At 46.8% G+C, this 6,380-nt stretch carries 9 protein-coding genes and 1 pseudogene; 6 read left to right on the forward strand and 4 right to left on the reverse strand.

Going from position 1 to position 6,380, the window contains the following annotated elements:
• The coding region (locus F566_RS0100545; RefSeq protein ID WP_020405026.1) for a transposase domain-containing protein at positions 1 to 269 on the forward strand (269 nt) is incomplete at its 5' end.
• Between the two features lie 65 nt (positions 270 to 334).
• A complete protein-coding gene (locus F566_RS0100550; RefSeq protein WP_020405027.1) occupies positions 335 to 1,090 on the forward strand; it encodes a DUF1571 domain-containing protein in 756 nt (251 codons plus the stop codon).
• 155 nt (positions 1,091 to 1,245) lie between these two features.
• On the opposite strand, the gene F566_RS0100555 is transcribed toward F566_RS0100550, so the two are convergent.
• Positions 1,246 to 1,647 (reverse strand): IS30 family transposase, encoded by a 402-nt coding sequence (locus F566_RS0100555; RefSeq protein ID WP_157496533.1) that lies wholly within the window; start codon positions 1,645 to 1,647, stop codon positions 1,246 to 1,248.
• Positions 1,648 to 1,686: 39 nt separating this feature from the next.
• On the opposite strand from F566_RS0100555, the pseudogene F566_RS36035 reads away from it, so the two are divergent.
• Positions 1,687 to 2,052, forward strand: a pseudogene (locus F566_RS36035) (transposase); the annotation flags it as partial.
• Positions 2,053 to 2,143: 91 nt separating this feature from the next.
• On the opposite strand, the gene F566_RS0100565 reads toward F566_RS36035, so the two are convergent.
• Positions 2,144 to 2,926: a substrate-binding periplasmic protein gene (locus F566_RS0100565; RefSeq protein ID WP_020405030.1), complete on the reverse strand. Its 783-nt coding sequence runs from the start codon at positions 2,924 to 2,926 to the stop codon at positions 2,144 to 2,146.
• Positions 2,927 to 3,280: 354 nt separating this feature from the next.
• Here F566_RS0100565 and F566_RS31430 point away from each other — a divergent pair, with 354 nt between their 5' ends.
• The 3 genes from F566_RS31430 (at position 3,281) to F566_RS0100585 (ending at position 4,719) form a co-directional block, all read left to right on the forward strand.
• Positions 3,281 to 3,841: a hypothetical protein gene (locus tag F566_RS31430; RefSeq protein ID WP_020405031.1), complete on the forward strand. Its 561-nt coding sequence runs from the start codon at positions 3,281 to 3,283 to the stop codon at positions 3,839 to 3,841.
• A gap of 103 nt (positions 3,842 to 3,944) precedes the next feature.
• Complete coding sequence (locus F566_RS0100580; RefSeq protein ID WP_033415531.1) at positions 3,945 to 4,319, forward strand: hypothetical protein; 375 nt, start codon at positions 3,945 to 3,947, stop codon at positions 4,317 to 4,319.
• 67 nt (positions 4,320 to 4,386) lie between these two features.
• Entirely contained in the window at positions 4,387 to 4,719 is a 333-nt protein-coding gene (locus tag F566_RS0100585; protein WP_020405033.1) for a hypothetical protein, read from the forward strand.
• A 113-nt stretch (positions 4,720 to 4,832) separates the two neighbouring features.
• On the opposite strand, the gene F566_RS31435 is transcribed toward F566_RS0100585, so the two are convergent.
• On the reverse strand, positions 4,833 to 5,837 hold the full coding sequence (locus tag F566_RS31435) for an IS30 family transposase (RefSeq protein ID WP_020405034.1): 1,005 nt from the start codon (positions 5,835 to 5,837) through the stop codon (positions 4,833 to 4,835).
• A 397-nt stretch (positions 5,838 to 6,234) separates the two neighbouring features.
• Positions 6,235 to 6,380, reverse strand: a 146-nt coding sequence (locus F566_RS36045) for a transposase (RefSeq protein WP_020405036.1), incomplete at its 5' end; no start/stop codon positions are given.

Raw genomic sequence — 6,380 nt, forward strand, 5'->3', positions numbered from 1 at the left:
TGGAGGATGGCGCCGTGCCCATCGACAATAATTGGGTGGAAAACCAGATCCGGCCTTGGGCGCTGGGTCGTTCCAACTGGTTGTTTGCCGGATCGCTGCGCAGTGGTCAGCGGGCAGCGGCAGTAATGAGTCTGATCCAATCGGCCAAACTGAACGGACATGATCCCTATGCTTATCTGAAAGATGTACTGGCGCGTCTGCCGACGCAGAAGAACAGTGCCATTGCTGAATTACTGCCTCACAACTGGAGCGGTCCGGTCAACCTGTGATAGCCGGACGCTTACATTATTTAAATACTATGGCTACCTAAACTGTTTCGGCGGCGGATTTAGACATGGACAACATTGCAAACAACCTTTTGTCCCGGATCATCTGTTCAGCGTTGTTCGTAATCATTACTATGGCCGCGCACGGCGGTGAAATTGTTGAACCCAATCCTGAGAAGTGGCTGGTGGAGGCTGAGGCCGCCTACGACAGGGTCGAAAGTTACACCGCCATTTTTCATAAACAGCAGCGGATAGCGGGTGAACTCCTTGACGAAGAGAACATATTTCTCAAGTTCAGGAAAAAGCCATATTCCCTGTACATGAAGTGGGTGACAGAACCCTACAAGGGGAGTGAGTTACTCTACGTAGTGGGCTGGAATAAGGGTCGCATCAAGGCGCACAAGGGCGGATTTTTCAGCTTTATCGTTCGCAATCTCGCCCCAAATGACCCGAAACTCATGGAAAATGACCTTCGCCCGGTGACCAGTACAGGGGTTGGCTTCCTCCTGCAAACTGTTGCGATAAACATGCGCAAGGCGATCAAAGCTGGCGTGCTCACGTTTAACGATCGCGGAAAAGAAAGTGTCTACGGCAGGAGCACGCAGGTCATGGTAATAGACATACTACCCCACGAGAATGCGGAGGACTACGACGGTGCGCAGTTTGTTATCAACCAGGATGTCGAGAGCAAGATCCTGATAAGGATCAGAGTCTATGACCGGGACGGCCGGCTCGTCGAGAATTACGGGTACGAGAACCTGAACCTTGACGCGCGTCTGTCAGACGCCGACTTCGACCCAAAGAATCTTGAGTATGACTTCTGAGTTTTATCCATTAAGATCAGAACGAGGACCTCTATCTGCGTAGCGTCTTCATGGGGAGATCGCACATAACAATCGCTTTCAGTCGACGTGTTTGCCGTCGCCCCGCTCTGGCAAACCCGCAGCTAAGGAGGGTCGTTATGTGCTTGTAGGTGGATTCAACCAATAATTGCAACACTCAACCAATCCAGCCATATCGGTTTCTGTCCCAAAAATACCTCTGCTGGTGTTCTGTAGTTTAAACTTTTTCGTGGTCGATGATTAAGTCGATTTACCACCTTCTGCACCTCCTGATCTGTCACATGTCTAAAGTCTGTTTTCTTCGGGAAATACTGTCGGATCAGCACCTGCAGGCGCTCGTTTGTTCCGCGCTGCCAGGCCGAATAGGGATCAGCAAAGTAGAATCTGGCCTTTAGTGATTTGGCAATATCCTGGTGCTGGGCGAACTCAGATCCGTTGTCTGAAGTGATGGTTTTGACCTTGTCTTGATAGCGTCTGAGGCAGGTCATTGTTGTGTCTCTGACGGAGTCACTATGACGTGGCCTAATAGAACTGACCAACCCAGTTAAGGATAGTGCCCCTAACTGGAGATGAAGAAATTGACCACACGAAAGAAGTACTCAAAAGAATTTAAATTGGATGCCATCAGCCTGGTTCTGGATCAGGGCTACAGTCAAACCGATGTTGCTCGGAGCCTTGGAATTAACTCCACTATGCTGGGGCGCTGGTAAAGAGCATCGCAAAGAAGACGGCCAAGCCCTCCGTGGTAACGGCAAGCTAACACCAGAGCAGGAAGAGATTCGGCGCCTGAAGCAGGAAAATCGCCAATAGAAAATGGAGAGGGAAATCTTAAAGGAAGCAGCGGTCTTCTTTGCCAAAGAAACGAAGTGAAGTACTCGTTTATCGCCCAAAACAAGAAGACCTGGCCGATTGACCTGATGTGTCGAGTTCTGGGTGTCCCCCGTAATGGCTAGTATAGTGATCTAATTATGCTTGATATATCGCCTAATATTGAAAACACTGTTTACTGAATACGACTAATTGTTCGGCGACAGTTCAATTGAGGAGCGGCTTTTCTGGACCAAACTGTTGAATAAAATGGTGATAAGTCATGCCGAAATGATGCAGATAAAAGAGGTCAAGGCTTCCATCGCGAATCATTGACTCGAGCGCTGATTCAAACCGCTGAAATTCGAAAGGCATTTGGTCAGAAAAACTGAGCGTTAAGTAACGTACTTCAATAGGGGGGAGTAATGGTCTGATATTAAAATCATGTTGCACTTTCATTAGGCGAACGCCGAAAAGGTCGCCTATAAAGAGGTCAGCACGTTGCGCATTGAGCAGTTGTAATCCCAGTAGATCATCGTTAAGTGTGCGTCGTTCCTTGAAACCTGAAAATGATAAAAAGGATTGGGGATAACCGTATGCGATGGATTGAGCCACAATGTGGTTGTCGAATTGTGACAGCTGAGTGTATTCCTTATGAGGGCTTTCGTTTCGCACCCAAAATACGATAATCCAGGGGATAGGGCGGTTCTTTCCATTCAGCGATTTGGGAAGTCGAATGCCGCCGTCAACAATAGCATTGACGTGCCCACTCTTAAACTCACGGACACATCTTGCCCAAGGCCTTGGTGTAAAGGCTACGTTCAGTTCGGCTCGGTCAATGATGGCTTTGTAGATCTCGATCGAAATGCCAGCTGCTTTACCGTCCTGTTCGTAGCTATAAGGGTACCAATGAGTATAACAAGCCTCTATCGGCGTCAGGTGCGCCGAGGCATAGGAATACATGGATATGTGAAAAGCCACCATAAGCAGGAGTTTGGCGCGTGCTTTCATCCGTATTCCCGAAAAAGACTATAATCTTATGCAGTAACAATAGTCGAAAAAGAGCTATGGTCAAATCTGGTGCATGACGAATCACGCAGCACCCTGTTTTTGATCTAGCTCCACTCGTTCGCCGTCCGTGAAAACGGGGTAGAACCCGTATCGGAGATGCTAAATTAGTGGAGCATACAGAAAATGACTCCTATTGGGATGATGGTGGTAATGGCAGCGGCAAAAACAAGCTGGGTTTAATTTTAATGGGAATTCGGGATAAATTAAGCACATAACAAATATATCAAAATGACGCCTGGCGGCACATTTTACGCAGGCGTTACATTTCAAGTCGAAAGTTAAGGAATTAATTTGATGTCTGTATTTACTCGAATGCTCGGGAAGCCAGATGAGGCAACAATACCTTATGCTTCAGATTCCTTGGAAGGGCTTATTGCCAGATGGGTTCAATGGGGAGCTTCTTCAAAAGTAGAGGTCAATCCAATAGCAGATTTTACTGGAGAATATTCAGGTAATTTACAGCCCGAAGATGTTTGGTTTCTAGCAGGTTGTTTCGGTGGCGTAGTAGAGCGAACATGTGTTATTCCTGGAAATAAAAAACTATTGGTCCCAGTATTTAATATGTGGTTTACAGAACACTACCAGCCTCCTGATCTTTCTAAAGCTCATGGATTTATGACACTAAATGGACAAGAGGTTCCGTTAGATACAATTCGTACAAAAGACCATTTTGTTGTACGCGGCGTATGGGGTAACCCTGTAACAGGCTCAATATTGCCATGCAAAATGCGTGTTGGTGGTCTGTGGAAATTACTAGATCCGTTACCAGTTGGCGAGCATGAGCTATATTTCAGAGGTGGTGACGGTGATGGCTTTTTTTTAGAAGTAACCTATAAACTAAAGGTTTTGTCATAGGCGCTATGTTGGTAGGAGCAATAATATAGCAAATTGCTCAACTTGACGCTTGGCGGAGCAAATTAGCAAAGCGTTAGCGATTCAGGTAGATCCGGATTATTCGATGGAATGTATAGCAATCGAGCCACCATTATCGCATGACGAGAATATCGAAATTGTATATATAGACTTCGATATAGAAACTCTCGTGGTTACTGTCCTTATCGATGGAGATAAAATCGATATTTCCTTTGACTCTCCTGCTGGCTATCGAGTATTAGACGAAGGGGATCTTTCAGAGTTCTGGCCGAGTTGCTCTTCATTTAACGGTTGGCTCTATGAGATCTGTAACGGTGGATGGCTCGATCAAGAACGAAATAGAGAAGGGTTTGTTTCAGCTGCAAGAACAGACTCTAAAGAGTATTTCATTGTTGGCTGCAACTATTGCATAAATGTACTAGCCTGGGAGGCTCCTAATGTCTGCCAAAGTATTCGCTAACAAAGCCATCAATTTAACCGCCTTACGCTACACTTTAGTTGGCAAATTATGGCGGCGTTAGGCATATATGAACTGTATTTCTGAGTTTGAATGGCACGGCCTCCCAGTAGTCGACTTCTCCATCGGGGAAGGTGGAGTTGAGCTGGTGGTCACGCCTTATGATAGTCCTTTTGGTCTGTACAAGAGCTTTTCCCTCAAGCTCTTCGGCTATGAGGAAGTGCGTGTAAAAATGGATAGCGAAATCACACTTCCCACGATTTCTGAGATGGAAATTCATAGTTTTGAATTTCAACAAATCGGAGAAAAGCTCTCAGGTAAGCTTTCAATTCTCACCGGATCGACTGGTTTCTGGTCAATTGAGTTCAAGAATGCGGAGTGGTCTTTTGACTCCTCCATTTAACCAGTCAATAAGGTTCGATCCGGGCCTGTCGGCCCTACACCGGACAGCCTTGTCACCGCTTCGCTCTGTCATGGCTGCCGCCTATTTTCGGCGTTATGCAGCAAAAGGTGGATTCAACCAATAATTGCAACACCTACCCAATCCAGCCATATCGGTTTCTGTCCCAAAAATACCTCTGCTGGTGTTCTGTAGTTTAAACTTTTTCGTGGTCGATGATTAAGTCGATTTACCACCTTCTGCACCTCCTGATCTGTCACATGTCTAAAGTCTGTTTTTTTCGGGAAATACTGTCGGATCAGTCCGTTCAGGTTCTCGTTTGTTCCGCGCTGCCAGGCCGAATAGGGATCAGCAAAGTAGAATCTGGCCTTTAGTGATTTGGCAATATCCTGGTGCTGGGCGAACTCAGATCCGTTGTCTGAAGTGATGGTTTTGACCTTATCTTGATAGCGTCTGAGGCAGGTCATTGTTGTGTTTCTGACGGAGTCACTATTCTTCTCTTTAAGCTTCTTCAGGCACAGGAATTGACTCTTTCTCTCAGTGATCGACAGTAGCGCACTTTTGTGCTTGCGACCGATGATGGTATCGATCTCCCAGTCGCCAAAGCGCTTTCGCCGCTCGACCACCTGAGGCCTCTCGCGAATGGAAACCCGGTTAGCCACCGGTGGTTGCGAGTATTTCGAGCGTCGCCTCTGATCGCCCAAGTAACTGGTGCGTCGGCCAACTTTGCGTAGTTGCTTGAACAACTCTCCGCCCCACCAGTTATCTCGTTGTAGGTAACGGTAGATGCTCTGAAAGGAAAGAGGGAGATGGTGACGTAACAGCAATATTCCCGAAATTTGTTCTGGGCTCAGATCCAGAGCTAGGTAAAACAGCAAGTACGATTTTAGTTGTCCCTCAATTTTGAAAGACTTGTGGGCGTTATAGCGAAACCCCAGTGCCTGTTGATGGGCTTGTTCTGGCTGATACGCTGCAATACCCTGGCATCGTCGTAATTCGCGGCAGACGGTAGAGCGATGTACACCAATATTACGGGCGATCTCGGCTTGTGAAAGATGTTGTTTTCTTAGGGCATAAATCTGATATCGTTGTTCTCGAGTCAGCTGCGTGAAAGAAGGCATGACGGCTTACTCTTGGTCGGGTAGAAGTCTGCATCTTAGCGCAGCTGGCTCCTACACGGTTTATACAAGAGTGTTGCAGTAACAAAGTGAACCCAGAAAAGGAAGTGCATGATTTCTTTTGAGAAAAAACCAAGTTTCTACACCGTGCTTGATAGATACCTACTGTTTATTTCGTTGGCATTAGTATCTATAGCGCTGCTAATTGGCTATCAATCCAGCGAAATTGGTGGGGCTATATTTGTAGCAATAGCTGTTTCAGTATTTAGGGAGAGTCTGAATAACCCCAAGGTTCTGAGGTAATTCAAACTCTCGACGATATATGGCCGAATATTCAGAGTGTTTTTCCGGCCATTTTGGATCTTCCCCCCCTGTGGGGCGTCATCTGGGCTCACTGCCCCTATACCTGCAGCTCTTTCCTTGCCATCAGCAGATTGCTGAAGGCCGCCAACAGATAGAGCCGGCTCTTGTTCTTGGCCAAGCCTCGATAGCGGACTTTGTCGTAACCAAACACCTGCTTGATGTATCTGAACGGGTGTTCCACTT

It is taken from the genome of Hahella ganghwensis DSM 17046 (assembly GCF_000376785.1).
GTDB lineage: Bacteria > Pseudomonadota > Gammaproteobacteria > Pseudomonadales > Oleiphilaceae > Hahella > Hahella ganghwensis.

Bases quoted from the DNA above. Each gene is read 5' to 3' on its own strand.
- F566_RS0100550 (WP_020405027.1), top strand. From the start codon at position 335: ATGGACAACATTGCAAACAACCTTTTGTCCCGGATCATCTGTTCAGCG.
- F566_RS0100565 (WP_020405030.1), bottom strand. From the start codon at position 2,926: ATGAAAGCACGCGCCAAACTCCTGCTTATGGTGGCTTTTCACATATCC.
- F566_RS31430 (WP_020405031.1), top strand. From the start codon at position 3,281: ATGTCTGTATTTACTCGAATGCTCGGGAAGCCAGATGAGGCAACAATA.
- F566_RS0100580 (WP_033415531.1), top strand. From the start codon at position 3,945: ATGGAATGTATAGCAATCGAGCCACCATTATCGCATGACGAGAATATC.
- F566_RS0100585 (WP_020405033.1), top strand. From the start codon at position 4,387: ATGAACTGTATTTCTGAGTTTGAATGGCACGGCCTCCCAGTAGTCGAC.
- F566_RS31435 (WP_020405034.1), bottom strand. From the start codon at position 5,837: ATGCCTTCTTTCACGCAGCTGACTCGAGAACAACGATATCAGATTTAT.